Annotated in this window: 24 protein-coding genes and 1 tRNA gene; 14 read left to right on the forward strand and 11 right to left on the reverse strand. The window is 63.4% G+C overall.

The window, feature by feature from the left end:
* Window positions 1-208 precede the first annotated feature (208 nt).
* Window positions 209-1,006: a universal stress protein gene (locus FGL95_RS16540; RefSeq protein ID WP_169588741.1), complete on the reverse strand. Its 798-nt coding sequence runs from the start codon at window positions 1,004-1,006 to the stop codon at window positions 209-211.
* Between the two features lie 184 nt (window positions 1,007-1,190).
* Here FGL95_RS16540 and FGL95_RS16545 point away from each other — a divergent pair, with 184 nt between their 5' ends.
* The 5 genes from FGL95_RS16545 to FGL95_RS16565 all read left to right on the forward strand — a co-directional run bounded on the left by FGL95_RS16545 (window position 1,191) and on the right by FGL95_RS16565 (window position 4,922).
* A complete protein-coding gene (locus FGL95_RS16545) occupies window positions 1,191-2,468 on the forward strand; it encodes a DUF445 domain-containing protein (protein ID WP_169588743.1) in 1,278 nt (425 codons plus the stop codon).
* Between the two features lie 12 nt (window positions 2,469-2,480).
* Window positions 2,481-3,290 carry an Abi-alpha family protein gene (locus FGL95_RS16550; protein WP_169588744.1) on the forward strand — a complete coding sequence of 270 codons (810 nt, stop codon included), beginning with the start codon at window positions 2,481-2,483 and terminating at the stop codon, window positions 3,288-3,290.
* Window positions 3,291-3,368: 78 nt separating this feature from the next.
* A complete protein-coding gene (locus tag FGL95_RS16555) occupies window positions 3,369-3,848 on the forward strand; it encodes a nuclear transport factor 2 family protein (RefSeq protein ID WP_169588746.1) in 480 nt (159 codons plus the stop codon).
* Between the two features lie 16 nt (window positions 3,849-3,864).
* Window positions 3,865-4,284, forward strand: coding sequence for a VOC family protein (locus tag FGL95_RS16560; protein ID WP_169588748.1), 420 nt, complete (start codon window positions 3,865-3,867; stop codon window positions 4,282-4,284).
* Window positions 4,281-4,922, forward strand: coding sequence for a pyridoxine/pyridoxamine 5'-phosphate oxidase (locus FGL95_RS16565; RefSeq protein ID WP_420838055.1), 642 nt, complete (start codon window positions 4,281-4,283; stop codon window positions 4,920-4,922). The genes FGL95_RS16560 and FGL95_RS16565 overlap by 4 nt, the downstream gene beginning before the upstream one ends.
* Before the next feature lie 4 nt (window positions 4,923-4,926).
* Here the strand turns inward: FGL95_RS16565 and FGL95_RS16570 are convergent, their stop codons facing one another.
* The 4 genes from FGL95_RS16570 to FGL95_RS16585 all read right to left on the reverse strand — a co-directional run bounded on the left by FGL95_RS16570 (window position 4,927) and on the right by FGL95_RS16585 (window position 9,242).
* Window positions 4,927-6,552 (reverse strand): peptide chain release factor 3, encoded by a 1,626-nt coding sequence (locus tag FGL95_RS16570; RefSeq protein ID WP_240963105.1) that lies wholly within the window; start codon window positions 6,550-6,552, stop codon window positions 4,927-4,929.
* Between the two features lie 97 nt (window positions 6,553-6,649).
* Window positions 6,650-7,219, reverse strand: coding sequence for an aminoacyl-tRNA hydrolase (pth, locus tag FGL95_RS16575; protein ID WP_420838056.1), 570 nt, complete (start codon window positions 7,217-7,219; stop codon window positions 6,650-6,652).
* A gap of 13 nt (window positions 7,220-7,232) precedes the next feature.
* Window positions 7,233-7,877 carry a 50S ribosomal protein L25/general stress protein Ctc gene (locus tag FGL95_RS16580; RefSeq protein WP_169588752.1) on the reverse strand — a complete coding sequence of 215 codons (645 nt, stop codon included), beginning with the start codon at window positions 7,875-7,877 and terminating at the stop codon, window positions 7,233-7,235.
* A 195-nt stretch (window positions 7,878-8,072) separates the two neighbouring features.
* On the reverse strand, window positions 8,073-9,242 hold the full coding sequence (locus tag FGL95_RS16585; protein ID WP_169588754.1) for an aminotransferase class V-fold PLP-dependent enzyme: 1,170 nt from the start codon (window positions 9,240-9,242) through the stop codon (window positions 8,073-8,075).
* A gap of 133 nt (window positions 9,243-9,375) precedes the next feature.
* Here FGL95_RS16585 and egtA point away from each other — a divergent pair, with 133 nt between their 5' ends.
* Genes egtA through egtD form a run of 4 tightly spaced genes read left to right on the forward strand, consistent with a single transcriptional unit; the run spans window position 9,376 to window position 13,668 of the window.
* Window positions 9,376-10,605, forward strand: coding sequence for an ergothioneine biosynthesis glutamate--cysteine ligase EgtA (egtA, locus tag FGL95_RS16590; protein WP_169588756.1), 1,230 nt, complete (start codon window positions 9,376-9,378; stop codon window positions 10,603-10,605).
* Window positions 10,606-10,609: 4 nt separating this feature from the next.
* The gene (gene egtB, locus FGL95_RS16595; protein WP_169588758.1) at window positions 10,610-11,935 is read left to right on the forward strand and encodes an ergothioneine biosynthesis protein EgtB; all 1,326 of its coding nucleotides are present in this window, start codon (window positions 10,610-10,612) and stop codon (window positions 11,933-11,935) included.
* Window positions 11,936-12,682, forward strand: coding sequence for an ergothioneine biosynthesis protein EgtC (egtC, locus tag FGL95_RS16600; RefSeq protein WP_169588760.1), 747 nt, complete (start codon window positions 11,936-11,938; stop codon window positions 12,680-12,682).
* Between the two features lie 14 nt (window positions 12,683-12,696).
* Window positions 12,697-13,668, forward strand: coding sequence for an L-histidine N(alpha)-methyltransferase (gene egtD, locus FGL95_RS16605; RefSeq protein ID WP_169588762.1), 972 nt, complete (start codon window positions 12,697-12,699; stop codon window positions 13,666-13,668).
* Here egtD and FGL95_RS16610 read toward each other — a convergent pair.
* The 5 genes from FGL95_RS16610 to FGL95_RS16630 form a co-directional block, all read right to left on the reverse strand.
* The gene (locus FGL95_RS16610; RefSeq protein WP_169588764.1) at window positions 13,665-13,970 is read right to left on the reverse strand and encodes a hypothetical protein; all 306 of its coding nucleotides are present in this window, start codon (window positions 13,968-13,970) and stop codon (window positions 13,665-13,667) included. The two genes, egtD and FGL95_RS16610, sit on opposite strands and share 4 nt — an antisense overlap.
* An 85-nt stretch (window positions 13,971-14,055) precedes the next feature.
* Entirely contained in the window at window positions 14,056-14,685 is a 630-nt protein-coding gene (locus FGL95_RS16615) for a TIGR02453 family protein (RefSeq protein WP_169588766.1), read from the reverse strand.
* Window positions 14,686-14,694: 9 nt separating this feature from the next.
* On the reverse strand, window positions 14,695-15,675 hold the full coding sequence (locus tag FGL95_RS16620) for a ribose-phosphate diphosphokinase (protein ID WP_169588768.1): 981 nt from the start codon (window positions 15,673-15,675) through the stop codon (window positions 14,695-14,697).
* Window positions 15,675-17,153 (reverse strand): bifunctional UDP-N-acetylglucosamine diphosphorylase/glucosamine-1-phosphate N-acetyltransferase GlmU, encoded by a 1,479-nt coding sequence (gene glmU / locus FGL95_RS16625; RefSeq protein WP_169588770.1) that lies wholly within the window; start codon window positions 17,151-17,153, stop codon window positions 15,675-15,677. The genes FGL95_RS16620 and glmU overlap by 1 nt, the downstream gene beginning before the upstream one ends.
* A gap of 81 nt (window positions 17,154-17,234) precedes the next feature.
* A tRNA-Gln gene (locus FGL95_RS16630) sits at window positions 17,235-17,305 on the reverse strand.
* Window positions 17,306-17,475: 170 nt separating this feature from the next.
* On the opposite strand from FGL95_RS16630, the gene FGL95_RS16635 reads away from it, so the two are divergent.
* The 5 genes from FGL95_RS16635 to lhgO all read left to right on the forward strand — a co-directional run bounded on the left by FGL95_RS16635 (window position 17,476) and on the right by lhgO (window position 24,727).
* Entirely contained in the window at window positions 17,476-18,117 is a 642-nt protein-coding gene (locus tag FGL95_RS16635) for a TetR/AcrR family transcriptional regulator (RefSeq protein ID WP_169588772.1), read from the forward strand.
* Between the two features lie 183 nt (window positions 18,118-18,300).
* Window positions 18,301-18,948 (forward strand): TetR/AcrR family transcriptional regulator, encoded by a 648-nt coding sequence (locus FGL95_RS16640; protein WP_169588774.1) that lies wholly within the window; start codon window positions 18,301-18,303, stop codon window positions 18,946-18,948.
* A gap of 91 nt (window positions 18,949-19,039) precedes the next feature.
* Window positions 19,040-22,627, forward strand: coding sequence for a transcription-repair coupling factor (gene mfd / locus FGL95_RS16645; protein ID WP_169588776.1), 3,588 nt, complete (start codon window positions 19,040-19,042; stop codon window positions 22,625-22,627).
* Window positions 22,624-23,508 carry a MazG nucleotide pyrophosphohydrolase domain-containing protein gene (locus FGL95_RS16650; RefSeq protein WP_169588778.1) on the forward strand — a complete coding sequence of 295 codons (885 nt, stop codon included), beginning with the start codon at window positions 22,624-22,626 and terminating at the stop codon, window positions 23,506-23,508. The genes mfd and FGL95_RS16650 overlap by 4 nt, the downstream gene beginning before the upstream one ends.
* Window positions 23,509-23,551: 43 nt before the next feature.
* Window positions 23,552-24,727 carry an L-2-hydroxyglutarate oxidase gene (gene lhgO, locus FGL95_RS16655; protein ID WP_338079887.1) on the forward strand — a complete coding sequence of 392 codons (1,176 nt, stop codon included), beginning with the start codon at window positions 23,552-23,554 and terminating at the stop codon, window positions 24,725-24,727.
* Between the two features lie 9 nt (window positions 24,728-24,736).
* Here lhgO and FGL95_RS16660 read toward each other — a convergent pair whose 3' ends face one another.
* Entirely contained in the window at window positions 24,737-26,107 is a 1,371-nt protein-coding gene (locus tag FGL95_RS16660) for a heparin lyase I family protein (RefSeq protein ID WP_169588780.1), read from the reverse strand.
* Window positions 26,108-26,327 lie beyond the last annotated feature (220 nt).

Genomic DNA, 26,327 nt, shown 5'->3' on the forward strand with positions numbered 1-26,327 from the left:
CTTGGTCAGTTGAATTAGTTCTGTATTGCAGAACCGATTCAACGGGCCAGGCAGTCCGAAAGGAAGGCAAAAGCGCTGGCCCTCACAGTGGCACCGGGCAATGTGACAATTACCACAATTGGTTCGAGAAACGCCCGCTGAGCAGCGAAAATGGCGCGGAATGCACGGCGGTCCTACTGCCGGGCTGCAATGAGCGTCACAGTGCCGCTCAATCGCGTGACGTGTTGACCAGCAGCAGATTGGTGTGGGCGGAGTGCGTCACTTTGTTGGCCACGGACCCGAGCAGTCGCGACGGACCGCTCATGCTGCGATTCCCGATCGCGAGGATTCCGTAGTCCGACGCGGCGTCGATCAGCGTCTTTGCAGGCAGTAGGCCGGTGAGCACATCGCGCTCGACGACCAGGTCGGGCTCGTCGATGCCGAGCTCACCGAGGCTCGCCGACATCAATCGGCCGCCTTCCTCCAGATCTTTGGCAACCGTCACCAGATGCGGAGTAGCGCCGAGCGCGAGCGTGAGTTCCAGTCCTCGTCGAACTGCATGGCGCGACGTCGCCGAACCATCGGTGGTCAGCCCGACCGCGCCACCTGCCCGTGGCAGCGGCCCCTGCACGAACAGGACGTCCGCCGGACTGTGGTGCGAAAGCCGGTTTGCGACGCTGCCTGCAACACGGCTCGTCGCGCGATGCAGGCTTGCCCCGCCGATGACAAGTAGGAAATCGGGATGCTCCTCGGCGACCTCGACGAGCACTTCCGCGGCCGAACCGGTCGGCTGGAGGGACGTCACATCGGTGGCTCCGGCATCTTCGACGACTTTCACCGCGGCGTCGCCGATCGCGAGCGCCCACTCGTAGCTCTCGCCTTCGGGCACATTGGTGAAGCCGTCCCAGACCGTGATGACGACCGCAGGTACTCCCAGTGCCGCGGCCACGACGCCGCCTGCTTCGATTGCCGGCGCGGATTCGGATGAACCGTCGGCACCGATGAGAACACCTCGATAAGAGATCATCTGAGCCCTTTCGAGTGGTGTATGTCTCCAAATGCGATCCAATAATGGTGTCGCCGACGCTACCACCAGCGGTTTAACGATGGAGCTGGATTACTGCGCCGCTCGACGAATCCCGATCTGCGGCGATCCCACGGTAAAGTTCCCCCGGCTTATACAGGCATTGAGACGATGGGCGGAGGTGAAAATGGATCACCACTTGATGATGGATCTGATCACGGTTCCATTGTTCACCGGCATCATCGGGTATATCACGAACTGGACGGGCGTCCTGATGCTCTTCGTCCCGATCGAGTTTCACGGCTTCCATTTGCCCGGTCTGAAGTACGTCTTTCCCTACTTCCCGCGTCGAGTCCAGGTGCTCCCGATCTACAAGGACGGCCACCGGTTCGGCTGGCAGGGGATGGTCCCGTCCCGAGCCGAGAAGATGGCAAGCATCGCCGTCGACAAGAGCCTCGCCAAGGTCGGCAGCATCTCCGACTTCTATCGCGAACTCGATCCGGACGCCATCGCCGAGCACCTCGCGGAGGTCGCGCGCCCCGAGGTCCGGGGCATCGTCGACCGGATCATGATCAAAGAGAACCCGCGTTTCTGGTACAACATGCCGAACTTCGCGAAGGAGTTCGTCTTCCGCAAGGTCGAAGACGATCTACCCAAGAACGTTTCCAAGATCACCAGCGAGATGGAGCAACATCTCGACCAGCTGATCGACGCGAAATCGATGGCCGTTCGCATTCTGGTCGGCAACCCGAAACTGCTGAACGACATCTTCCGCACGATGGGTGCCAAGGAATTGAAGTTCATGCAGAACTTCGGCTTCTATTTCGGGGTTCCGTGCGGATTGATTCTGGTCGGAATCTTGCAAGTGCTCCCATACTGGTGGGTGTTGCCTATCGGCGGAATCATCATCGGCTGGACCGTCAACTATGTCGGTATCACGATGATCTTCGAGCCGATCGAGCGGTCTTCCTGGGTGCCGTGGCGGCAAGGTCTGCTGCTGAAGCGACGCGACGAGATCAGCGCCGGATTCGCTGACACCTTCTCCGAGAAGGTCGTCACGGTCGAGAACATCATGGACGAAATGCTGCACGGACCACGATCCGACCGGACGCACGCCATGTTGGAAAGCGTGCTGCACGACGCGGTCGACGACGCGGTGGGTGCAGCCAGGGTCGCCGTGAAGACTGCGATCGGCAGCGAAGAGTACAGGCGAGTGAAGGCTGCAATCGGTCCGGCCGCAATCGAGTTCATGCCCGTCGCCTTCGAAGACGAGGTGTTCGCGAAGGCGCAGGCAAGCAAGATTCATACATTCGTCGAGACTCAGATGAGCAAGCTCGGCAACTACGACTTCCAGCAGATGCTGCGGGCGGCGGTCAAGCAGGACGAGTGGCTACTCTTTCTCCATGGCGGCGTTCTCGGTGCATTTGCCGGGTTCCTGCACCTCGCGATCTTTCCCCCAGGGTAGGTAACGAAACAGATGAGCAACGAACTTGTAAGACAAGGCGAGATCAGCAATGAAGCGCGCCTGATCCGGGGTGGGTTTCGGCTCGCGAGCCTCGTTGCTGGCTCGGCGTGGCGTGCTGGCGGTTCCGTCGTGGACGTCGGTCGTCAGATCGTGCAAGCCGCGCTGGACGGCGAGTCGAACGCCGAGATCGCCGAACGTGCCGGGTCGGCGCTGCGCTCCTTGGCCCGCAACACCCTCGGCGTCACCGAAGAGTCCGTTCGGGAAATCGTGAGCTACGTGCCGTCCGGACTGCCCGGCCAGTCCCAGCCGATGCATGCGATCACGACAGGTTCGACGACCGAGCAATTGCGTAAGCGAGGGGAAGCGCTTCTCGCAGTGTCTGCCGACGTGTACGTCTCGGACGACACTCATCCTGCCTACGACCGCATTCTCGACGAATTGGCGCCAGATGAGGCGCGCATCCTGCGTTACCTCGCAAACAACGGTCCGCAGCCGTGCGTCGACGTCCGCACCAACCGTCCGCTCGGCATCGGGGCCGAGACCGTCGCCACGAACCTCAGCATGGTGCCGGAGAAGGCTGGCTGCCGTCGTCCGGAACGCTCACGGTCGTACTTGGTGAACCTGGTTCGCCTGGGCCTCGTGTGGATTTCCGACGAACCGACCGAACTCAGTCTGTACATGGTCGTCGAGGTGCAGCCGAATGTGTCGGAGGCACTGAAGAAGGCAGGCCGCGTACCGAAGATCGCGCGCAAGAGCATGCGACTGACGGCGTTCGGCGACGATTTCTGCGAGGTCTGCTTCGCGATCGAGAAGCACCAATAACGCGGCAACAAGCCGAGAACGCGCCGACGGTCGGCGTTTCGAGTTGTATCTGCGGGTGCTAGTGAGAAGGTATGCACCATGGATCTCGCGGCCATTGCGGCCATTAGTCGACTCAAGTACCGATACCTTCGAACACTCGACACCAAATCCTGGGATGAGTTCGCGGACACGCTGATTCCCGAAGCCACGTCGACCTATGGCGTCGACCTGCAATTCGAGTCGCGCGACGCACTCGTCGACTTCATGCGCAACACCCTCGGTCCGCACGTCATCACCGAGCACCGATGCGATCACCCCGAGATCGAGGTCGACGGCAAGACCGCCACCGGGATCTGGTACCTCCAGGACACAGTCCTGATCCCGGAGCACAGCATGGTGCTACGGGGCGCGGCGTTCTACTCGGATCGCTACGTGTTGTGCGACGACGGCGAGTGGCGAATCGCCCACACCGGCTACGAACGCACCTACGAGATCGTCGTGTCCCTTACCGACATACCGAGTTTCAAGCTGACGTCGAATCGCTGGGCGAAGGAATCGCCGCCTCCGCAGGCGAACTGACGGTTAGGCTCGCACCATGGGTGACGAGTCCGAATTCCCTCGCTCCGGAGCTCTGCCGTATCTGACGGTGCATGGAGCCAAAGACGCGATCGAGTGGTACCGCCGAGCGTTCGGGGCAGAGCTCGTCGGTGAACCGATCGTCATGGACGACGGCCGGATCGGTCACGCGGAGCTCGCATTTCACACTGGCATGATCTACCTCGCCGAGGAATTTCCCGAGATGGGACTGACGGCACCGGAGGCTGGCGCGACCTCGGTCAGCCTGATGGTTGCAGTCGACGACACCGACGCAGTCCTCAGCCGCGCCCACGATGCAGGTGGAACGGTCGAGCGTTGGATCTCCGAGAATTACGGTCGGCGCAACGCCACGTTGATCGATCCGTTCGGCCATCGCTGGATGCTGTCGGGGCCACCGAAGGGTGTCGAATCGGAGTGAATTCGTATCCGGATACGCGGGCGTGGTTGCGCTCGATCCCGATGGGCACATTGCAGCGGGAGGGTCGGACCGCGCCGGTCGCCGGCGATCCCCACGATGTGTTTCTGGAATGGCTGGAACACGCCGTTGCTGTTGGGGTCGCCGAGCCACACGTAGCGGTCCTGTCCACGGTCGACGACGAAGGCCGCCCCGATGCCCGAGTGCTGCTGCTGCGTGACGTCGGACCGGGAGGCTGGTGGTTCTCCGGACCGGCATTCTCGCCGAAAGGTGCACAACTGCAGGCGAATCCTCACGCAGCGTTGACCTTCTACTGGGGAGCTGTCGGCCGCCAGGTCCGCATCGCGGGGACGGTCCACAACGATCCGTCCGCAGCCGTGCGGGACTTTCTGGAACGGTCCGAGACGGCGCGCGCCGTCGCGACCGCGAGCAGGCAGAGCGCCGTGCTTGTCGACCCGGACGACTATTCGCGTGCGATCGACGAGGTCGACGATCCCGACGAAGTGCCCGAGCATTGGCGAGCGTGGCGCCTTGCCGCCGATGCGGTCGAGTTCTGGCAGGCGGAGCCGGGTAGCCGGCACCAGCGTTGGCGTTATCGGCGGGACGGTTCCGCGTGGCTCCGCGACACCCTCTGGCCCTGAGTGGTCAGGACGCGCCTGCGCCGATGAGGGTTTCGAGGGTGAGCTCGGGCATTTCCTTCTCGATGTATTGCAGTCGCCATTTGTCGGTGACCAGCGCGAGCAGAACGCCGTCGGAACGGGTGAACACTTCGACTCCGCGTTGCCGGCCGAGTTCTTCGGCAGACGCAGCGTCGGTGCGACGCGCGATGGAGTACCCGAGCGGTTCGAGGACGGCTTCGACGTTGAACTCCGCCTTCATGCGGGCGGACACCACCTCGAACTGCATCGGCCCGACCGCGGCGAGGACCGGAGATGCGTCGCCGCGAATGTCGTTGCGCAGCACCTGGACCACGCCTTCGGAATCGAGCTGATCGACGGCCCGCCGAAACTGCTTGTACTTGCTCGCGCTTTGCGCGCGAAGGATCGCGAAGTGTTCCGGCGCGAACGACGGGATCGGTGGGAACTCGACTTTGCGGTCGACGTACAGCGTGTGACCGGGCGCGAGAGCAGTCGCGTTCACTAGCCCGACCACATCGCCCGGATACGCGTTGTCCACAGTCGTCCGTTCGCGACCGAACACGGTCAGCGCGTACTTCGTCGCAAACGGCTTGCCGGTCTGCGCATGGGTGACGACCATGCCACGCTCGAAGACACCGGACACGATCCGCATGAATGCCAGGCGGTCGCGATGCGCGGCGTCCATGCCTGCTTGCACCTTGAACACGACCGCGCTGAACGGGTCCGCAACTTCGCGGGAGCGACCGTTGACGTCTTCGCGACCGTGTGGTGGTGGCGCAAGGGAGACAAGGGTTTCCAAGAGCTGGCGCACGCCGAAGTTGAGCATCGCCGAGGCATAGATGACAGGCGACGTCTGGCCGGCGAGGAACATTTCCTGATCGTGGTCCTGCCCGGTCGCCGACAGCAGTTCGCTCTCTTCGACCGCGGTTTCCCACTCTTCGCCTTCGCGCGCCGCTGCGGCGGCAGGATCCAGTGACTCCTCGGGTGCGATCTTCGCGCCACCGGCGGTCCGGGTGAAGCGGATGTATTCCTCGGGCACGCCGTCTTCGCCGCGTCGCAACAGGCCGCGGAAGTCACCCGCAATGCCGACCGGCAGGAACAGGGGAGTGGGTACGAGGCCGATCTGCTCGGCAATCTCGTCGAGCAGCTCCAGCGGTGCCCGGCCCGGGCGGTCCCACTTGTTGATGACGGTGATGACCGGGATGCCGCGATGGCGGCAGACCTGGAAAAGCTTCAACGTCTGCGGTTCCAGACCTTTCGCGGCGTCGATGAGCATCACCGCAGCGTCGACCGCGGTCAGCACGCGGTAGGTGTCTTCGGAGAAGTCGGAGTGACCTGGAGTGTCGACGAGGTTGACGACGTTGTCCGAGCCGTCTTTGTCGGAGTGGTAGTTGAACTGCAGCGCAGTCGAACTCACCGAAATGCCGCGGGCCTTCTCCATCTCCATCCAGTCGGAGACCGTCGACCGGCGACCCGCCTTGCCATGGATCGCACCTGCCTCGGAGATCACCTTCGCATGCAAGGCGAGGGCCTCGGTGAGTGTCGATTTACCCGCGTCGGGGTGGGAGATCACGGCGAACGTGCGCCGGCGTGCGACCTCATGGGTGAGTGCTTCGACGGACTTCGCGTCCAGGACCGGCGATTCGGCAGGTTCGCGCTCGGCCGATTCGGTAGTCAACTGGGTTCCTTCGTTTCGATTGCTCGGGGGGCGCTGCTGTCGATGGTAGTCGTCAGTGCAGCTTGTTCTGCGCGGCTTCGAGGCCGACCGCCAGCAGCAGCTCGACCGCATCGGCGCCCTCTTCGCAGAGCACGCCGAGCGTCTTGCGCTCCTCGGCGGAAAACGGCTTCAGCACGTAGGAAGCCGGGTCCATCCGGCCTGGTGGACGGCCGATTCCGATTCGGGTTCGGAGATAGTCCTTGGTGGTCAGCGCGCTCGAGATCGACCGCAAACCATTGTGGCCACCTTCGCCGCCGCCCTGCTTGAGCCGGATGACGCCGAAGTCCAGGTCGAGCTCGTCGTGCACGACGATCAGATCGTCGGCCGACGCGGAGAAGAATCGCGCGAGGGCGGCCACCGGCTGCCCACTCACATTCATGAAAGAGCGCGGCTTGGCGATCACAACCTTGCGATCGCCGAGCCGCGCCTCCGCTATATCCGCGCCGGACTTCTTGTGCGCGCTGAACTTGGTTCCGGCCCGTTCGGCCAGCACGTCGACCACCATGAATCCGACGTTGTGCCGGGTGCGTTCGTATTGCGGTCCCGGGTTACCGAGACCGACAACGATCGCCAGGTCACCCATCAGCGCGATTCGATCAGCTGTCGGAGGACTCGGAGGAGTCGCCCTCGGCTTCGCCCTCGGCAGCTTCGCCTTCGGCTGCTTCGCCCTCAGCTTCGGCTTCGGGCTCTTCCTCGACCTGCTCGGTGACGACGTTGACGATCAGTGTCTCCGGATCGGTCTGCAGCGTCGCGCCCTCAGGCAGCTCGAGCTGGCCGGCCAGGACCTGGGTGCCAGCCTCGGCGCCTTCGACCGAAACCTCGATCGACTCCGGAATCTTCATTGCGTCGGACTCGATCGAAACGGTGTTCGCGTCCTGTGCGATCTGCGCACCCGGAGCGGCATCGCCGGTCACGATGACGGGGACGTCGACGATGACCTTCTCGCCCTTCTTGATGACCAAGAGGTCGGCGTGCTCGATGTTGCGGCGGATCGGGTGCGTGACGACGGACTTCGTCAGCGCGATCTGCTCTTTGCCCGCGATGTCGAGGGTCAGGACCGCGTTGGTTCCGTTGTCACGGAGGACCTTCGCGAACGCACGCGCGTCGAGCGCGAGGTGCTGCGGATCGGTCGAGTGGCCGTACAGAACGGCGGGGACCTTGCCATCGCGGCGGGTCCGGCGGGCAGCGCCCTTGCCGAACTCGGTACGGACGGTTGCTTCGAGACGGTTTGCGTCAGACATGGGAAACGGCTCCTCGTAACTCTTCGGTGGTCGACTCGTCTCGGCGATTCGCGCAGACTAACGAGGACCCACGGCTAGGAAGCCGCAGCCGCGTCGATCACGGTGAGCAAAGCAAGTGTTCGCGCTTCGCAGTCACCCTCGCCGAGACAACGCGGATACTTTACCGCATCGCGATCGCAACCCATGCACCGCGACCTACAGTCGCGCCACTGCATCGACGAAACGTTCCAGGTCGGACCGCGAAACGAAGCTGTGCGGCGACGCCCGGACCACGGCGTCGAGGGAACGATTGCTCATGTCGAGGAGGGTCGAACTGCGGTAGCTGACGGTCACGATGATGTCTTGTGCGGCCAGTCGATCTCGGACCGCCTCGGGTGTCTGCCCGTCGACGGTGAACGAGACGATGCCGCTTTTGGCGCGGCCGAGATCGCGAACGGTAACCCTGGCTGTTTCGGCCAGAGCGGTCCGCAAGTACTGCGCGTTGGCGGCGATGGCGTCGTACACGTTCTGGGGTCCGAGCTCGAGCAGGTACCGGATAGCTGCGCCGAGCCCGAGCCGACCCGCGACGTCGCATTCCCAGAATTCGAACCTGCTCGCGTCGGGAGCGAGAGTGAACTCGTCGGCGCTCGTCCACTGCGCGCTGTGCAGATCGAGTGCGGCGGGTTCGAGCGAGTCGGTCGAGTCCGGGCGGACGTAGAGAAATCCGGTGCCGCGGGGTCCGCGTAGCCATTTGCGGCCGGTGACCGAGAGGGCGTCGACGCCGAGCGCGGTCACATCGATCGGCAGTTGGCCGACCGACTGGCACGCATCGAGCAGAACGATCGCGCCGACCCGGTGCGCGAGTTCGACGACCTCGGCGACCGGATTGACCAGCCCGCCGTTGGTCGGGGCGTGCACGAGCGACACGAACCGGACGCGATCGTCGAGCAGTTTCTCCAGCGCTTCGAGATCGATTGCGCCGGTCTGATCGCTGGGGACGACATCGACCACCGCCCCTGTCGCGCGGGCGCGCTGCAACACGGCGATCGCGTTGCTCGCGTACTCGACCTCACTGATCAGAATGCGGTCGCCGGGCGCGAACTGTTGGGCATAGAAGAAGTCGGTCCACGACCGGGTTGCGCTGTCGCTCAGCGCGATCGCGCTTGCGGGGGCATTGATCAGCTCGCCGATGGATCGCTTGACTCCGGCAAGGTCGTCGAGGCGTTCGCTGGCTGCCCGGTAGCCGCCGATCTCGGCTTCGCGGCGCAGGTGCGCGATGACGGTCTCGACCACGACAGTCGGCGGCAACGAGGATCCGGCGCTGTCGAGAAAAGCCTTGTCGAGGCAACCGGGAGTATCGGCGCGGACGCGTTCCAGATCCAGCATGCAAGCGAGGCTACTGGGGTGAAGTTGTGACGAATTGGTGACTGGCTGGGTGCGGTCTTCTCGATCGCCGTTTAGTGTCGGAGGCGGTGTCTACTATCGGCCATGTAACCCGGAACACCGATCGGAGGTCATCATGGCGATGGCATTGGACAGCGCGCTGTTGACGACGCGCGCGGCCGCTGAGGCCTACGTCGGCGGTGTGTGTTTCAAGCTCGGACCACCCGAGCTGATCGGTGCCGAACTCGAATGGCTCACAGTCTGTGACGACGGGGACTGTTCGAGGCCCAGCCTGGCAGTTCTTGCCGCCGCACTGGGCGAGCATTCCCCGAAAACCATCGCCCCTTCTTCGCCGGCTCGGCCACTCCCGGCAGGAAGTTACGTCACGATCGAACCGGGTGGCCAGATCGAAATCTCCAGCGCACCGCATTCGTCGGCCGAGTTGCTCAGCCGCTCGTTGCGCCAGGACACTAATCACCTCCGCGAACTTCTCGCAGCACACTCGGTCACGATGATCGACCGGGCAGCCGACGCCAATCGGTTGCCCCAGCGCCTGCTGCCCTCGTCGCGATATCGCGCCATGGAAGACGTCTTCGCCTCCATCGGTCCGTTCGGCAAGTTGATGATGTGCAACACGGCCGCGACGCAGATCAGTCTCGATGCAGGCGCCGACGCTGCCGAGGTGAAAGCCCGCTGGAATGCCCTCGTTGCAGTCGGTCCGGCGTTGCTCGCCGCCTTCGCGTGTTCACCGTCGTTGGCGGGCGCACCGCGCGGCAAATGGGCATCACAGCGCATGCGCGCGTGGCTGCAACTGGATCGTTCACGCACAGCCACGCCTGTCGGTGCCAATACCGACCCGATCGCCGGCTACGCCGCGTGGGCTCTCGACGTACCGTTGCTCTGCGTCAGCGGCGAGCCGGGGGCCGACTGGTCCGCGCCGCCGGGTGCAACCTTCGCTGATTGGATCGAGGGCAATCTCGACAACGAGCTGGGTCGCAGGCCCGGCTGTCGCGACCTCGATTACCACCTCACCACCGTGTTTCCTCAGGTGCGCGCATCCGGCCATCTCGAAGTCCGGTATATCGATGCACAGCCCGGGGAGCTGTGGCAGGTGCCGATCGCCGCGTTCGAGGCCTTGCTGTCGACGCCCGCCGTCGTCGCCGAGGCGACGGCGCTGGCCGCAGGCACCGCGCACCGCTGGTGGGACAGTGCGGAATTCGGCCTTGCCGATACGGAATTGCGATGTGCTGCGACAGCTTTGCTGGAACTTGCTGCAGCGCACAGTACTTGGGACGACGGCACAGCCGCGCTGGAGGCGGCTGCGCAACGATGCCGCCTGGGCGGCTCGCCAACGGAAATGGGATAGCGGAATGACCACTGAAGCGGAAGTCGTTCGCAGGCAACTGGAAACGGTGCTCACGCGGTCTCGAGCGCGGTCGGAGGCACTGACCGATTGCCTCGACGAGGACGAACTGGTTGCGCAGCATTCGAAGCTGATGAGCCCGCTCATCTGGGATCTAGCGCACATCGGCAATCAGGAAGAACTCTGGCTGGTCCGTGATGTCGGTGGCCGCGAGCCGGTGCGCCGAGATATCGACGAGTTGTACGACGCGTTCAAACATGCACGTTCCAACCGTCCTTCGTTGCCGCTCCTCGCGCCGACCGAGGCGCGCAACTACGTCCGGACCGTGCGGGACAAGGTGTGGGATGTCCTCGACACCAGTCCTTTACGTGGCCGGCGGCTCGAGCACGATGGTTTCGCGTTCGCGATGATCGCCCAACACGAGCAACAGCACGACGAGACGATGCTCGCAACTCATCAGCTGCGTAGCGGTCCTGCGGTGTTGGCAGCTCCCGCTCCGCCGCCCGCGCGGGTCGCCGCGACGGGCGAGGCCGTCATCGCAGCAGGCGATTTCATGATGGGCACCTCCACCGACCCGTGGTCGCTCGACAACGAACGCCCTGCGCATCGAGTTCACGTGCCCGCGTTCGCAATCGACATCGCTCCGGTGACGAACGCGCAATACCTTGCCTTCATCGACGACGCAGGTTACGAGCGTCCGGAGCTGTGGTCCGAGCGAGGGTGGGCGCACCGCCAGAGTGCGGAGCTGTCCGCCCCGCAGTTCTGGGAGCGCGACGCCGGCGGTCGGTGGTGGCGCCGCCGATTCGGCACGATGGTGCCGCTGCGTCCAGAGCAGCCGGTCGTGCACGTCTGCTTCTTCGAAGCCGAGGCATACGCCCGTTGGGCCGGAAAGCGGCTGCCTACCGAAGCCGAGTGGGAGAAGGCGGCTCGCCACGATCCCGCGACGGGGCGGTCGCGCCGATTCCCATGGGGTGACGACGATCCAACCGACGCTCTGGCCAATTTGGGCCAGCACCATCTCGAGCCTGCCGACGTCGGCGCATACCCGCTCGGCGCGTCGCCGGCAGGGGTACAGCAGCTCGTCGGCGACGTCTGGGAATGGACATCGTCGGGTTTCGAGGCCTATCCAGGGTTCGAGGCGTTCCCCTACGACGAATACTCCAAGGTGTTCTTCGGCGGCGATTACAGGATGCTCCGCGGTGGCTCGTTCGGCACCGATCCCGTTGCATGCCGCGGCACCTTCCGAAATTGGGACCACCCGATCCGGCGGCAGATTTTCTCCGGATTCCGTTGTGCCAGAGATGTTTCTGCCGAGTACGGCGGGCGCGGCTGAATGTGCCGACATCTCGGATACCTCGGTCCGGCGTGTGCGGTCAGCGAACCCGTCATGCGCGGTCCGCGGTCGTTGTTTCGCCAGGCGTGGGCACCGACCGACATGCGTGGCGGCGGGACGATCAACGCCGACGGATTCGGCGTCGCCTGGTGGGCGTCGGCGGAGTGGGCCGATGCCGCAGCGCGGCGCTACCGAAGCGCGGCGCCGATCTGGACCGATCCGGCGGTGCCCGAAGTGCTGTCGCAGATCCAGGCCACCGGGATTCTTGCGGCGGTCCGGTCGGCGACCGTCGGTATGCCGGTCGAACGGAGCGCGTGTGCGCCGTTCACGCACGGCAAGTGGGCGTTCAGCCACAACGGCGTCGTACCCGAGTGGCGTAAGACGGTCGGCGCGATTGCAGCCGATCTCGGCAATATCGACCTGCTCGACCTCGAAGCAGCCACCGACTCGGCAGCGTTGTGGCTGTTGCTCCAGCGCGCGCTCACGACCGACGATGCCAAGGCGGCCGTAGTCGACGTGGTCGAGCGGGTCGTTTCTCTCGCACCGGATGCCCGACTGAATCTCGTGCTCGGCGACGGTGAACAGCTTTGGGCGACAACGTATTACCACTCGCTATCGGTGTTGGTCGACGATGCAAGTGTGTGCGTCGCCTCGGAACCGTACGACGACAACCCTGCGTGGCAAGCGATTCCCGACCGAAGTGTGATCGTTGCGCGGCCGGGGTATCTAACCGTGGAACAAATATGACAACGAGGAGAGCCATGACGGCACCCGCTCTGGAGATCCACCTGTCCGACGACCAGATGACGGAGGCGCTTCGGTCCGACGCGCGGCTGGGTCTGACGGCATCGCCGAAGTGGTTGCCGCCGAAGTGGTTCTACGATGCCCGCGGCAGCGAACTTTTCGGACAGATCACGGAACTGCCCGAGTACTACCCGACTCGCACGGAACGAGAGTTGTTGCGCGCGAGTGCCGCCGAGATCGCGAAGGTGAGTGCTGCGCAGATTCTCGTCGAGCTGGGTTCGGGCAGTTCGGAAAAGACGCGGCTGCTGCTCGATGCGCTCACTGCGCACGGCACGCTGGAGCAGTACGTACCGCAGGATGTGTCGTCGACTGCATTGTCGAGCGCAGTGGAGCAGATCAAGCTCGAATTCCCAGGTCTGGATGTGCACGGCGTGGTCAGCGATTTCACCGATACGCTGCACAACCTGCCGGGCGGTGGGCGTCGCATGATCGCCTTCCTCGGTGGAACGATCGGCAACCTCGTGCCCGACGAGCGCGCCGAGTTCCTCGCCAGCGTTGCCGAAGTGCTGGAGCCCGGTGAGCAATTGCTACTCGGTGGCGGACTTGTCATCGACCCAGCGGTCCTCGTCCCCGCCTACGACGATGCCGCCGGAGTGACGGCCGAATTCAACCGCAACGTGCTGCACGTGCTCAACAACCGACTCGACGCCGATTTCGAACCCGAGCGGTTCCGGCACGTCGCGGTCTGGGATGCGGACCAGGAGTGGATCGAGATGCGGCTGGAGGCTACGGAAGCGATGACGGTCCATGTCCGGGATCTCGACTTGACGGTCTCCTTCGCCGAAGGCGAGCAGATGCGCACCGAGATCTCGGCGAAGTTTCGCTTGGAAGGGATCGCCAAGGAACTCAGTGCCGCAGGTTTCGAGGTCGAGCAGTCGTGGACCGACGCCGACGAGCGCTTCGCGCTGGTGCTCGCAGGGCGTCGTTAGGCGCCGGAACGAACGGGGCGATGGCGACCGGCCGGGTCGCGCCACGACTCGGTCGCCGGATGCACGACGGCGTCCTGTCCGACGTCGTACACCGAGGCCATCGCTTCGTAGCGGCGCTCCTCAGTGACGGGGGAGCCGTTCGGGACCCACCAGGTCTTGAACGTGGTCAGTACGGCAAGCCCGACAACAGAGCCGATGACGACAGCCGACGGCAGGTGCTGAACGGTTCCGAGTACGACCACGCCCACCATCAGCGCCGACCCGATACCCGTCTCGATGGCTTTGTTGTACCGAGAAAACATGACCGTCCACCTCTGAATTCGGGCCCCAACCCACGTGAACCATATGACGGCGTAGCGTGCTCGCCAAGTTCGAGAGCGTGTCGGGCTAGTTGACGACGCGGTCGAGCCACTCGACCAGCGGCCGGACCGCCTGCCAGGACTTGCGGACTTCGGTGGCGGTTCGCTTGGTTTCCAGCCATTTCGGGGCACCCAGTGCCTTGCCCGCGGTGAGCGACTTGTGGCGGAGCAGGTCGATGCGTGGGTGGTCGGCAGGGTAGCCACGAGGGACCGTCTTCAGGCGCTCGCCGCCGATCTCGAACTTCGCGGCGGTCAAGCTGGCAAGGATCTGCTCGAGTTCGCCGCCGCGGATCTCGTCGTCGACTGCCGTTCGGAACCGGGTGACATGTTCGGGGGAGCTGTGGTGGTAGCCGCCGCCGAGATAGAGGCCCGCCGCGTCGATCTGCACGTAGTACCCGAGCCCCGGTGTCACTCCGACGAACGCGCCCTGCGCGGTCTTGTACGGCGTTTTGTCCTTCGAGAAGCGCACGTCACGGTACGGACGGAAGATCTTCGCGGAACCGAACTCCTCTTCCAATTCGGCCAACAACGCGACTATCGGTTCGCGAACCTTCGCGTCGTAGATCTCTTTGTGTGCCGTCCAGAAAGCCTTGCTGTTGTCTGCGGCGAGGTCCTCGTAGAAATCGAGCGCCGCGATGGGGATGCCCGAGAACGTCACCGCAGCCGCCTAGGCGTTGCCGTTGAACAGGCTGGTGACCGAACCGTTCTCGAAGACCTCACGAATCGTGCGGGCGAGCAGCGGCGCAATCGAGAGGACCGTGAGCTGCGGGAACTTCTTCTCTTCGGTAATCGGCAAGGTGTTGGTGACGACGACTTCCTTGGCTCCGGACGCCGCAAGGCGCTCGGCGGCGGGAGCGCTCAGCACGCCGTGCGTCGCGGCGATGACCACGTCGCCAGCGCCGGCTTCCTTCAGCACGCGGACCGCGCCTGCGATGGTGCCGCCGGTGTCGATCATGTCGTCGATCAAGATGCAGGTGCGGCCTTCGACGCCGCCGACGACGCGGTTGGACTTGACCTGGTTGGGGACCAAGGGGTCGCGCGTCTTGTGAATGAATGCCAGCGGTGCGCCGCCGAGCGAGTCGGCCCATTTCTCCGCGACGCGAACACGGCCGGCGTCGGGGGAGACGACGGTGATGTGCTCGAGGTTGTAGCCGTTGCGGATGTGCTCGGCAAGCTGATTGTGGGCGTGCATGTGATCGACCGGACCGTCGAAGAAGCCCTGGATCTGGTCGGTGTGCAAGTCGACGGTGATGATCCGGTTCGCACCCGCGGTCTTCAGCAGGTCTGCGACGAGGCGCGCCGAGATGGGCTCGCGTCCACGGTGCTTCTTGTCCTGGCGGGCGTAGGGGTAGAACGGCAAAATCGCTGTGATGCGCTTGGCTGATCCGCGCTTGAGCGCATCGATCATGATGAGCTGTTCCATCAGCCACTGGTTGAGCGGCCACGGGTGGCTCTGCAGCACGAACGCGTCGGACCCGCGAACGGACTCGTCGAAGCGGACGAAGATCTCACCGTTCGCGAAATCGCGCGCGGTCTGGGGCGTGACGACGACATCGAGTTCTTTGGCCACTTGCTCGGCCAGTTCAGGATGGGCGCGACCCGAGAACAGCATCATGTTCTTCTGGTTGTCGACCGATTTCGAGCTCACTACTCTTCGCCGTCCTTCTTCTGTGTTTCATCTTCGAGCGCCTGCAATGCTGCAGCCGCCGCCTGCGCGGGCGGAGTTCCGGGACGTTTCCGCTGTACCCAGCCTTCAAGGTTGCGTTGCGCCACGCCCGACACTGCAAGTGCCCCGGGAGGAACGCTACGCCGCACGACGGTGCCTGCGCCCGTGTATGCGCCGTCGCCTATCGTCACCGGCGCAACAAAAGTGTTGTCGCTGCCGGTTCGGACGTGCGAACCGACCACGGTGCGATGTTTGTTGACACCGTCGTAGTTGACGAACACGCTCGACGCGCCGATATTGCTGTGCTCGCCGATCGTCGCATCGCCGACGTACGTCAGGTGCGGGACCTTGGAATGTGCGCCGATCTGCGCGTTCTTCGTCTCGACGAACGCACCCAGCTTGCCGTGCACGCCGACCACTGTGCCGGGCCGTAGATAGCTGAAGGGGCCGATAGTGGCGCTGGCGCCGATCGTCGACTGTGTGCCATGGCTGCGGACGACGGACGCTCCATCGCCTACCTCGACATCGGTCAGGGTCGTGTCCGGGCCGATCACGGCGTCTTCGCCGATCTTCGTGCTTCCGAGCAGCTGGACGCCGGGAAGAAGGGTGACGTCACGACCGATAGCCACACTCACGTCGACCCACGTGTTGTTGGGATCGACGACCGTGACGCCCGCGCGCATGTGACGCTCGAGGGTATGGCGATTCATCGCGGCGTTAGCGGCAGCGAGTTGTACCCGGTCGTTAACCCCGGTGACTTTGCTGGGGTCGTCCAGGACCGCGCCATATACGGCTTTCCCGCTTTGGCGCGCGATCTTCAGCACATCGGTGAGGTAGAGCTCGCGCTGGGCGTTCTCAGTACTGATCTGACCGATCGCTGAGCGCAACGTGACGGCGTCGAACACGTAGACGCCGGAGTTCACCTCATTGATGACCGCCTGGGCGGGCGTGGCATCGGCGTGTTCGACGATCTCGAGGATGTTGCCATCGGCGGTCCGGATGATTCGGCCGTACCCGTTCGGGTCGTCGGGCACGAAGGTCAGCACGGTGACAGCGGCGTCGTCCGGGTAGCTGCGGTGCTCGTCGAGAAGCGCATGAAGGGTATGACCGTCGAGCAACGGCACATCGGCGGCCGTGACGACGACGTCGCCCTCGAAGTCGGCGGGAAGCACCTCGAGCGCGCATTGAACCGCGTGTCCTGTGCCGAGTTGCTCGGGCTGAATCGCCAGGTCGATGGGGTGATCGAGCTCTTCCGCTATCGCTGCTACCGCGCCACCGACCTGTTCGCGGTCGTGACCCACAACGGCGATCAGATAGTGGGGAGCAACTTCGTTTGCGGCGTGCAATGCATGTGCGAGCATCGAGCGACCACCGAGTGGATGCAGCACTTTCGGGGTCTTCGACCGCATCCGCGTGCCCGCGCCGGCAGCGAGGACTACGACAGCGGTCTGCTTGCCCATGAGGCTCCTCGTCGTCTACGTATCGTTGCTTCGGGAGTCGCTCAGTGAGCGTTGATCGCTCTGCACGCTTCTAGCTCCCTGCTCCGCCGCCAGGACTCGAACCTGAACTATCTGAACCAAAATCAGAGGTGCTGCCATTACACTACGGCGGATTGTCGACCTCCAGACCGCCTCGACTGGTGCTGAGCGGCCCGTTATTGCGCCCACGATCCTCGCATGCCGGTGGTCCATACGTCGAACCGCTTGCCCAAATGCCTGGTACGTGCCGATAGGCTGACCGACGAAGGCAAACCCGACCGAAGGCTCGAAGAAGCGAGAGGCCATGTCAGGCGATAGCTCGCAGGTGGGGGAGCGCGTGCCGCGCACAAGAATGACCGGGACGCAGCGTCGTGAGCAGTTGGTGCAGATTGCTCGTGGGCTGTTCGCCGAGCGCGGGTACGACGCGACCTCGATCGAGGAGATCTCGCAGCGTGCGCAGGTCTCCAAACCGGTCGTGTACGAGCACTTCGGCGGTAAGGAAGGGCTGTACGCGGTCGTCGTCGACCGAGAAATGTCGACTTTGAACGAAATGATCAAGCTGTCGCTTACAAACAACCGATCGCGGGTCCGGATCGAGAGTGTGACGTTGGCGCTGCTGACGTATGTCGAAGATCGAACGGATGGATTTCGGATCCTCGTTCGTGATCAGCGCGTGACCGCGGGCGAAGGAACCTTCTCGAGTTTGCTTAACGAGGCAATCGGACGCGTCGGCCATATCCTCGCCGGTGATTTCGAACGTCGCGGTCTGGATCCCGAACTCGCTCCGCTATATGCACAAGCCCTGGTAGGAATGGTTTCTACAACCGCAACGTGGTGGTTGGACGAACGAGTCCTGTCGAAGGAAATCGTCGCGACCCACCTGGTGAATCTGTGTTGGAACGGTCTGACTAACCTCGAGCCGAACCCCCAGTTGGGCACGGGATGACGCCCTTGCAGTACAAATAGGACCATTACCCGTTCGCGGCGCGCATTCACACAGGAAGGGTCTACCCGATGAATGATCCCGTGGCCGAAATCGAGCCCGGTGGTACGGTTCATCCAACCTTTATGTGCTGCTACGGCCGCTTTCTCGCGGCCGGTCTGAATTCGGGATGGCGAGGCGAGTCGCATGGCTAGGCAAGCACGCGCGGAGATCACACGTGACTCCGTGCTCGCCGGCGCCGCAGATGTGTTCCTGAGACTAGGGTACGCAAACGCGAGCTTGAGCGAAATCATCGCTCAGTCGAATGTGACCAAAGGCGCTCTCTACTTCCATTTCGGTTCCAAGGAAGAGTTGGCCCGGGCGGTCGTCGACCAGGGCAACGAACGCCTGAATGCGTCGTGCAAAGGGTTCTTCGACAGCCGCGTGCCTGCGCTGGAGGCCTGCATCGGGATCTCCTACGTTGTCGCGGACCTCACTGCCAACGACCCGATGGTTGCGGCAATGCTCAAGCTGAACCATCAGATCGGCGACTATCGCGGCACTCAGGGCGAGAACATCGCGGAGTTCTGGGAGAAGACCCACCGGTTGCTGGCAGAGCGGGCAATCGAGCAGGGCGATCTGAACTCCGATCTCGATCCCGAAGAGGTCGGTCTGCTGTGGCAGGAATTGACTGCCGGAGTGCATGTCGTCGCAGTCGGTACCGACACCGTGGATCAGATGGCAATCCGGATGGAGCGGTTGTGGTACTTCCTGCTCCCGTCCCTGGTGCCCGACGAAAAGCTCTCGTACTTCCGTGAGTTCGCCGCCCGCAGATTGCGCCGCTACGCTCCTTAGATTCGTCGCCACATAGAATTGCTACAGCCATCAACTCGATGGCCGTCGACGCCTGTGTCCAGGAGCTGAGTTGCCTTCCAACCGCCCGCCAATGGCTGGTCTGGCTAACGCAGCGCGCGCAGATGCTGCACTTGCCGGACTGAGCGATCTCATCGGACGTTCCGACGTCACGCTGGTCGGTCCGTCCGCGCTCCGTCCGTTCGTCGCAGCGGCGCTGGCAGCGAAAACGGCGCTGCTGGTCGTGACGGCAACCGGCCGTGAAGCCGACGATCTCTCCGTCGAACTCGGGGAGATCCTCGGCGACCAGGTCGCACAGTTCCCGTCGTGGGAAACGTTGCCGCACGAACGGCTATCACCGGGTGCGGACACGATCGGCAAAAGGCTGGAAGTGCTGCGCCGCCTCGCGCGCCCGAACGACGCCGAGTACGGCGAGCCGCTGCGCGTCGTAGTCAGCACGGTTCGGTCGCTGATGCAGCCGATGGCACCCGGACTCGGCGAAATCGAGCCGGTCACGCTGCGCATCGGCACCGAGCACGATTTCGACGGGTTGATCACCCGCCTGGTCGAATTCGGGTATCGCCGCGAAGACATGGTCGGCAAGCGCGGCGAGTTCGCCGTGCGAGGCGGCATCCTCGACATCTTTTCCCCGACTGCCGCGCACCCGGTCCGCGTCGAATTCTGGGGCGACGAGGTCACCGAGCTGCGCGCATTCGCCGTCGCCGATCAGCGGTCGTTGCCCGACGAGCACGTGGAAGCCGTCATTGCCCCGCCGTGCCGAGAACTGTTGCTGACCAGCGAGATTCGCCTTCGCGCAGCGCAGTTGGCGATCGATAACGCTTCCGATGTCGCGCTCGTGGAGATGCTGGACAAGATCGCGTCGGGTATCCCTGTCGAAGGCATGGAAGCGCTGATACCCGTGCTCGTTCCGGGCAAGCTGGTGGTTCTGACCGATGCGATGCCGGTCGATGCCCACGTGTTGTTGTGCGACCCGGAGAAGGTCCGTACCCGTGCCGCCGATCTCGTTCGCACCGGGCAGGAATTCCTGGAAGCATCGTGGACCGCGGCGTCCATCGGCGGTGCTGCGCCGATCGACACGTCGGTAATCAAGGGCACCTCTCACCTCGACCTCGCTGCGTCGGGCTACCGACCGTTGCGCGAGGTACGCGAACGCGCGGAGCAGGGCGGGCACGTCTGGTGGACGATCAGCCCGCTGGCGTCCGGCAGTGGCACCGAGATCGAACTCGCCGCGATGGCAGCACCGCTTGCCCGAGGTTCCGACACGGAGTTGGCGGCGACGTTTGCGATGTTGCGTGCTCATGTCGCTACTGGCGCCCGCGCTGCCATCGTTGTCGCAGGCCACGGCACCGCGCAGCGAATTCTCGAGCGATTGGCCGAAGCGGATGTTCCTGCCGCAACGCTGGAATCCGGTGCCGAGCCGGAGGACGGCGTTGTCGGCGTGTTGTGCGGAACGCTGTCGACAGGGTTGATCCTGCCCGACGCGGGCCTGGTGATCATCTCCGAATCGGACCTCACCGGAAACCGCATCGCGGCCGCCGGCGATGGCAAACGGCTGCCCGCGAAGCGCCGTAACCAGGTCGATCCGCTGGCGCTGCATTCCGGCGACATGGTCGTGCACGATCAGCACGGCATCGGCAAATTCGTCGAGATGATCGAGCGGACCGTCGGCGGCGCCCGGCGCGAGTACCTCGTCATCGAATATGCAGCCAGCAAACGTGGGCATCCAGGCGACCGCTTGTTCGTCCCGATGGACTCGCTCGACCAACTCTCGCGCTACGTCGGCGGCGAGATGCCGAGTCTGTCCAAGCTCGGCGGCTCCGACTGGGCGAATACGAAACGTAAGGCGCGCAAGGCGGTTCGCGAGATCGCGGGTGAGCTCGTGCAGCTCTATGCTGCGCGGCAGGCAGCACCAGGGCACGCCTTCGGCCCCGATACGCCGTGGCAGAAGGAGATGGAGGACGCGTTCGCGTTCACCGAGACGGTCGATCAGATGACGGCGATCGCCGAGGTCAAGGCCGACATGGAGAAGTCGGTCCCGATGGACCGCGTCATCTGCGGCGACGTCGGCTACGGCAAGACCGAAATTGCGGTGCGTGCAGCTTTCAAGGCTGTGCAGGATGGCAAGCAGGTCGCGATTCTCGTACCGACAACGCTGCTCGCGCAACAACATCTGCAGACGTTCACCGCGCGAATGGCAGCGTTCCCGGTCAAGATTGCCGGCCTGTCCCGATTCACGCATCCGGCCGAATCGCGCAAGGTGCTCGAAGGTCTTGCCGATGGCACCGTCGACATCGTCGTCGGGACCCATCGCCTGCTGCAGACCGGGGTGCGCTGGAAAGATCTCGGGCTCGTGGTCGTCGACGAGGAGCAGCGCTTCGGCGTCGAGCACAAGGAGCACATCAAGGCGCTCCGGACGGCTGTCGACGTGTTGACGATGTCGGCCACGCCGATTCCCCGCACGCTGGAAATGAGCTTGGCGGGGATTCGCGAGATGTCGACGATCCTCACGCCACCGGAGGAGCGCCATCCCGTCCTGACTTATGTTGGCGCGTACAACGAGAAGCAGGTCGCTGCGGCGATCCGGCGTGAGCTGCTGCGCGACGGTCAGGTGTTCTACGTCCACAACCGGGTCAGCTCGATCGACAAGGCGGCCAAGGGGATTCGCGACCTCGTCCCGGACGCGCGCGTGGTGGTTGCGCACGGCCAGATGAACGAGGACATGCTGGAACAGACGGTCCAGGGGTTCTGGGAGCGCGAGTTCGACGTTTTGGTCTGCACCACGATCATCGAAACCGGCCTCGACATTTCGAACGCGAACACCTTGATCGTCGAGCGCGCCGATGCGCTCGGGCTCGCTCAGCTGCATCAGCTGCGTGGCCGGGTCGGCCGTAGCCGTGAGCGCGGATACTCCTACTTTCTCTATCCGCCCGAAAAGCCGTTGACCGAAACGGCGTACGACCGGCTGGCGACGATTTCGCAGAACTCCGACCTCGGTGCAGGCATGGCCGTCGCGATGAAAGACCTCGAAATCCGCGGGGCGGGCAACGTCCTCGGTGCCGAGCAGTCCGGTCACGTCGCAGGGGTCGGCTTCGACCTCTACGTTCGGCTTGTCGGCGAAGCGGTCGAGGCATACCGAGCGGCAGCGGACGGGCGACCGATCACTACCGACGAGGCGCCGAAGGAAGTCCGGATCGATCTGCCGGTGGATGCGCACATCCCGCCGGATTACGTGACGAGCGATCGATTGCGGCTGGAGGCTTATCGCAAACTCGCTGCGGCCAACAGCAATTCCGACCTTGCCGAAGTCGTGGCCGAGATCGTCGACCGGTACGGACCGATTCCTCCCGAGGTCGGCCGGCTGGTGGCGGTCGCGAAGCTGCGGTTGCTGTGCCGCGAATACGAGATCACCGAGGTTGCCGTCGCGGGCACTCAGTTGAAGCTGTCGCCGATGCATCTGCCCGATTCGAAGCAGACGCGGTTGAAACGGCTGTACCCGAGTGCGTCCTACCGCGCGACGACCGGTGTGGTCGGGTTGCCGCTACCGCGAGTCGAGGATTCTGTCGGTTCCGCTCGCGTCCGTGACGTTGCGTTGTTGCAGTTCGTCGCGGACCTGCTGTTGTCCATGGACGGCAAAGCTCCTGGAGCAGTGAGCTTGTCGTGACGGTGATTCTGCTCGACCCGCTGCGGCCGACCATGATTCCGCTGGATGCCGTCGAATTTCTCGGTGGGCCTGTGCAATTCACCGAAGAGGTGCCTGTAGCGGTTCGGTGGCGGATGGCGCATGCAGTCGAGCAGGCCGAGGTGTTGCTGAGCACCGATCCGAAGCACGAGACCGTGCTCGAGCGGATCGCCAACGGCGAGATGGTGATTGCCGCTCCGACGGTGCCGGGGGACAACTTGCTCGAGGCGGTCGAGCTGATGGACACGCTGTGGGGGTTCGGCGGCTGGGAGGTCACCCAGACCCACGATTCGTTGCGCGTCTACCTGCTCGAGGAGACCTACGAGTTGCTCGACGCGATCGGCACCGGTTCCTCGGAGGAGATCAGAGAAGAGCTCGGCGACCTGTTGCTGCAAGTCCTGTTCCATTCCCGAATCGCCCAAGCCCGTGGTGATTTCGTGGTCGACGACGTCGCATCGACGCTGGTCGCGAAGCTCGTGCATCGCAGCCCGCACCTGGCCGATCAAGCGGTCGGGCCCATCGACATCGCTCATCAGGAGCGCGCGTGGGAACAGCGAAAGGCCACAGAGAAGGCGAGACGGTCGTGCGTCGACGGGATCGCAATGGGTTTGCCCGCGCTTGCCTTGGCAGAGAAGGTACTGACCCGCAGCGCCAAAGCGGGGCTGCCGGAAGACCTTGTGCCGGAAGCCTTGAAGGTGGTTCACCTCGGCGGTCCGGCCAGCGCGGAGGAAGAGTTGCGCAAGGCGACGCTGGCGTTCGTAGCACATATCCGGTCGGCCGAGGATGCCGCTGAGCAGGCTCGTGCGGAACGGCGACCGCTGTATGCGAAGCAATGGCGACAGTATTGGCCGACGAGGGAATGATGACTGGGCGAGCGAAGCGACGGGGATTGTGTACGACTACTGCGTGATCGGCGGTGGAATCGTCGGTGTGGCAACTGCGCGCGAAATCTTGAAGCAGCGACCAGGAGCGACGCTGTTGCTGTTGGACAAGGCCGACACGCTGGGCGTGCACCAGACCGGGCACAACAGCGGCGTCATTCATTCGGGGATCTACTACGAGCCGGGCAGCCTCAAAGCCGAGTTGAGCCGTCGTGGTGCCGAACTCACCAAGGAATTCGCGGCCGAGCATGGAATTGCCTGCGAGGTGATCGGAAAATTACTCGTCGCGACGGACGCTGCCGAGCACAAACGCATGGATGCGCTGTACGAGCGGTCGAAGATCAACGGCCTCGATGTCGAGGTGATCGATGCTGCGGAGTTGCGCCGCCGGGAGCCGGCGATCACCGGTACCGGCGCGCTGTTCGTGCCCACGACCGGAATCATCGACTATCGCAAAGTAACCCAGGCGCTGGCGGACGGAGTCCGCGCTGCGGGCGGAGAGATCCGGGTCGGCGTCGACGTCGTCGGTATTGCCGAACATGACGACCGGATCGTGATCACGAGCAACGAAGAGTCCTGGGAAGCGAGCAACCTCGTTGTCTGCGCCGGGCTACAGGCCGATCGAATGGCCAGGCTGGCGGGAATCGCGATCGACTTCCAGATCATCCCGTTCCGCGGCGAGTACTACGAGTTGCCCGCCGAGCGGTCGTCGTTGGTGCATCACCTCATCTATCCCATTCCCGATCCCGACTTGCCGTTTCTCGGCGTTCACCTGAGTCCGATGATCGACGGCACGCTGACCGTCGGACCGAATGCGGTGTTGGGAATGGCGCGGGAGAAGTACAAGAAGTTCGCCTTCGACAAGACAGACTTCTGGGAGTACGCGCGCTATCGCGGGTTCTACAACCTCGCCCGCGCGAATGTCGGGACCGGTATCGCCGAGCTGCGCGACTCGTTGTCCAAGCGCGGCTACCTCGCACGTTGCCGGAAGTACTGCCCGGAGCTGACGCTGCGCGACCTGCAACCCCGCGAAGCGGGAATCAGAGCGCAGGCCGTGCTGCGCGACGGCACGATGGTGCACGATTTCATGATCGAACGCACGCCGCGCTCGGTCCACGTGCTCAATGCCCCGTCACCCGCGGCGACGTCGGCTCTCCCGATCGCGGAGGTCGTCACGAAGCGGTTGCTCGTCGGCGACTGAGTCGATCGATCACTTACCCAGCCCTGCTTCTGTGCGGGCACACCGGAATCCATCGTGATACAGGATTCCTGTTCCTTGAACGGCGACATCACGGTAATAGCCCTGTTTGAAATAGGTCCCGTTGACGCCGGGAATCAATGTCCGCACCATACATTTCGTCATCCCGACGCACGGCGCGGTTTGAAACGTCTGTTGGACGCCGTTGTACCAGAATTCGACGAATCCGATCGTGTCTTTCGCCGACCATTTGATATGCATTTTGATGTCGTGCCACACGCCGGGCGACAAAGGTTGCTGCCAAAGAACGTAGCTTCCGACATAAACTCCGGGCGATGATTGCTTGGTTATCTTCAGGCCCCATTGACCGTCGGCGACATCGACGTTGAACGACACAGGCGGAGAACCGTTATTGCTCGCCGGATGCCATTGTGCGACGACACCCCATCCTTGAGTTGCGTGGTTTTGCGGGAATGTCGACGTGAATTGTGTACTCCACGAATACCAACCCTCTTCACCCTCCTTGCCTCCCGTCTCCGGACCCCCTTGAACCTCGGTCCGCTCGGCTCCGCCGAAGCTCGGGATGTCGCCGTCACGCAATTCGAAACGCGCGGCGTACGAACCTTGTCGTTTGACCGAATTCTGCACCATGAGGCTGTAGTTGGCATTGTTGTAGTTCGAGCAGCTGTCGTTGATCACCTTGGACTGACAGACCGGCCACTGCGAGAAGTTGCCGGTTTCGTAGTCGCCGACGAAGGACGGTACGGCGCTCGCGGCGACCGTAGTAGTTGGTGCTGTTGTTGTTGGTGAGGTAGTTGTTGTGGTTGGTGAGGCTAATGTTGTTTGTGGGGTCGTTGTGATCGGTGCTGTTCCTTCCAGAGAAACGCTGTCGAGGTAAAGACCCATGCCGCAGAACGACCAAAACCAATCCGGACTCCACCCGAATTCAATCGTGTGCGTGCCTGCGGTAATTGCGACTGGAATCCGGTAGGTCGTCCAAGTGGTTGCCCCGGCCGAAATGGTCGTTCGCTTTGCTCCGTCGATAGTCACGGCAATTGCGGGAGAGGTGATGCAGGTGCCGCCCTTTGCCGTCAGTAATATCGCAGTACCGGCCCCGAGCAATACCGATTTGCTACCGGTTGTCGACGAATTCAGTTTTGTCGCGCTGCCGCCCGACGCTGCGAGATCGGACACAACGGAAACCGCCGACGCCGGACTCCAGGTCATGGATTCCGTTTCGTACGCGAATATTGTTGCGCTTTGGGCGGACTTCGGTGAAATCGCAATAAAGATACCTACAGTAATTGCTACGACGGCCAGCAGGCGCAGGCGAGGTGACGAAACGAGCCGGCCGAATGCCACTGGATGGGGTTGCGAAGACATGTGTGTCCGCCGTTCATGCAGAAAAGATTGGTCCGACCCGGAAATAAATCTATGCGATCGGCGCAGGCTGAAAGACCGCACGATCGAATCGCGTCCATATCGTGACGAGTGCGTGATTGATGCTTGCTACGCGGCAGCACGCATGCTTGCTTGATTTCGATATTGAATTCGACCGTTGAATTCGGACTTCAGGTTTGTATTTTCGCTATTTATCCGGATG

Origin of the sequence: Antrihabitans stalactiti (genome assembly GCF_012932915.1) — a bacterium.
In the GTDB taxonomy this organism is placed as follows: domain Bacteria; phylum Actinomycetota; class Actinomycetes; order Mycobacteriales; family Mycobacteriaceae; genus Antrihabitans; species Antrihabitans stalactiti.

Coding starts and splice junctions, on each gene's coding strand:
- FGL95_RS16585 (WP_169588754.1), bottom strand. CDS start 9,242: ATGCTGGATCTGGAACGCGTCCGCGCCGATACTCCCGGTTGCCTCGAC.
- FGL95_RS16560 (WP_169588748.1), top strand. CDS start 3,865: ATGGGTGACGAGTCCGAATTCCCTCGCTCCGGAGCTCTGCCGTATCTG.
- egtC (WP_169588760.1), top strand. CDS start 11,936: ATGTGCCGACATCTCGGATACCTCGGTCCGGCGTGTGCGGTCAGCGAA.
- egtB (WP_169588758.1), top strand. CDS start 10,610: ATGACCACTGAAGCGGAAGTCGTTCGCAGGCAACTGGAAACGGTGCTC.
- FGL95_RS16580 (WP_169588752.1), bottom strand. CDS start 7,877: ATGTCTGACGCAAACCGTCTCGAAGCAACCGTCCGTACCGAGTTCGGC.
- FGL95_RS16640 (WP_169588774.1), top strand. CDS start 18,301: ATGGCTAGGCAAGCACGCGCGGAGATCACACGTGACTCCGTGCTCGCC.
- egtA (WP_169588756.1), top strand. CDS start 9,376: ATGGCGATGGCATTGGACAGCGCGCTGTTGACGACGCGCGCGGCCGCT.
- glmU (WP_169588770.1), bottom strand. CDS start 17,153: ATGGGCAAGCAGACCGCTGTCGTAGTCCTCGCTGCCGGCGCGGGCACG.
- FGL95_RS16610 (WP_169588764.1), bottom strand. CDS start 13,970: ATGTTTTCTCGGTACAACAAAGCCATCGAGACGGGTATCGGGTCGGCG.
- pth (WP_420838056.1), bottom strand. CDS start 7,219: ATGGGTGACCTGGCGATCGTTGTCGGTCTCGGTAACCCGGGACCGCAA.
- FGL95_RS16540 (WP_169588741.1), bottom strand. CDS start 1,006: ATGATCTCTTATCGAGGTGTTCTCATCGGTGCCGACGGTTCATCCGAA.
- FGL95_RS16635 (WP_169588772.1), top strand. CDS start 17,476: ATGTCAGGCGATAGCTCGCAGGTGGGGGAGCGCGTGCCGCGCACAAGA.
- egtD (WP_169588762.1), top strand. CDS start 12,697: ATGACGGCACCCGCTCTGGAGATCCACCTGTCCGACGACCAGATGACG.
- FGL95_RS16555 (WP_169588746.1), top strand. CDS start 3,369: ATGGATCTCGCGGCCATTGCGGCCATTAGTCGACTCAAGTACCGATAC.
- mfd (WP_169588776.1), top strand. CDS start 19,040: ATGGCTGGTCTGGCTAACGCAGCGCGCGCAGATGCTGCACTTGCCGGA.
- FGL95_RS16545 (WP_169588743.1), top strand. CDS start 1,191: ATGGATCACCACTTGATGATGGATCTGATCACGGTTCCATTGTTCACC.
- FGL95_RS16550 (WP_169588744.1), top strand. CDS start 2,481: ATGAGCAACGAACTTGTAAGACAAGGCGAGATCAGCAATGAAGCGCGC.
- FGL95_RS16660 (WP_169588780.1), bottom strand. CDS start 26,107: ATGTCTTCGCAACCCCATCCAGTGGCATTCGGCCGGCTCGTTTCGTCA.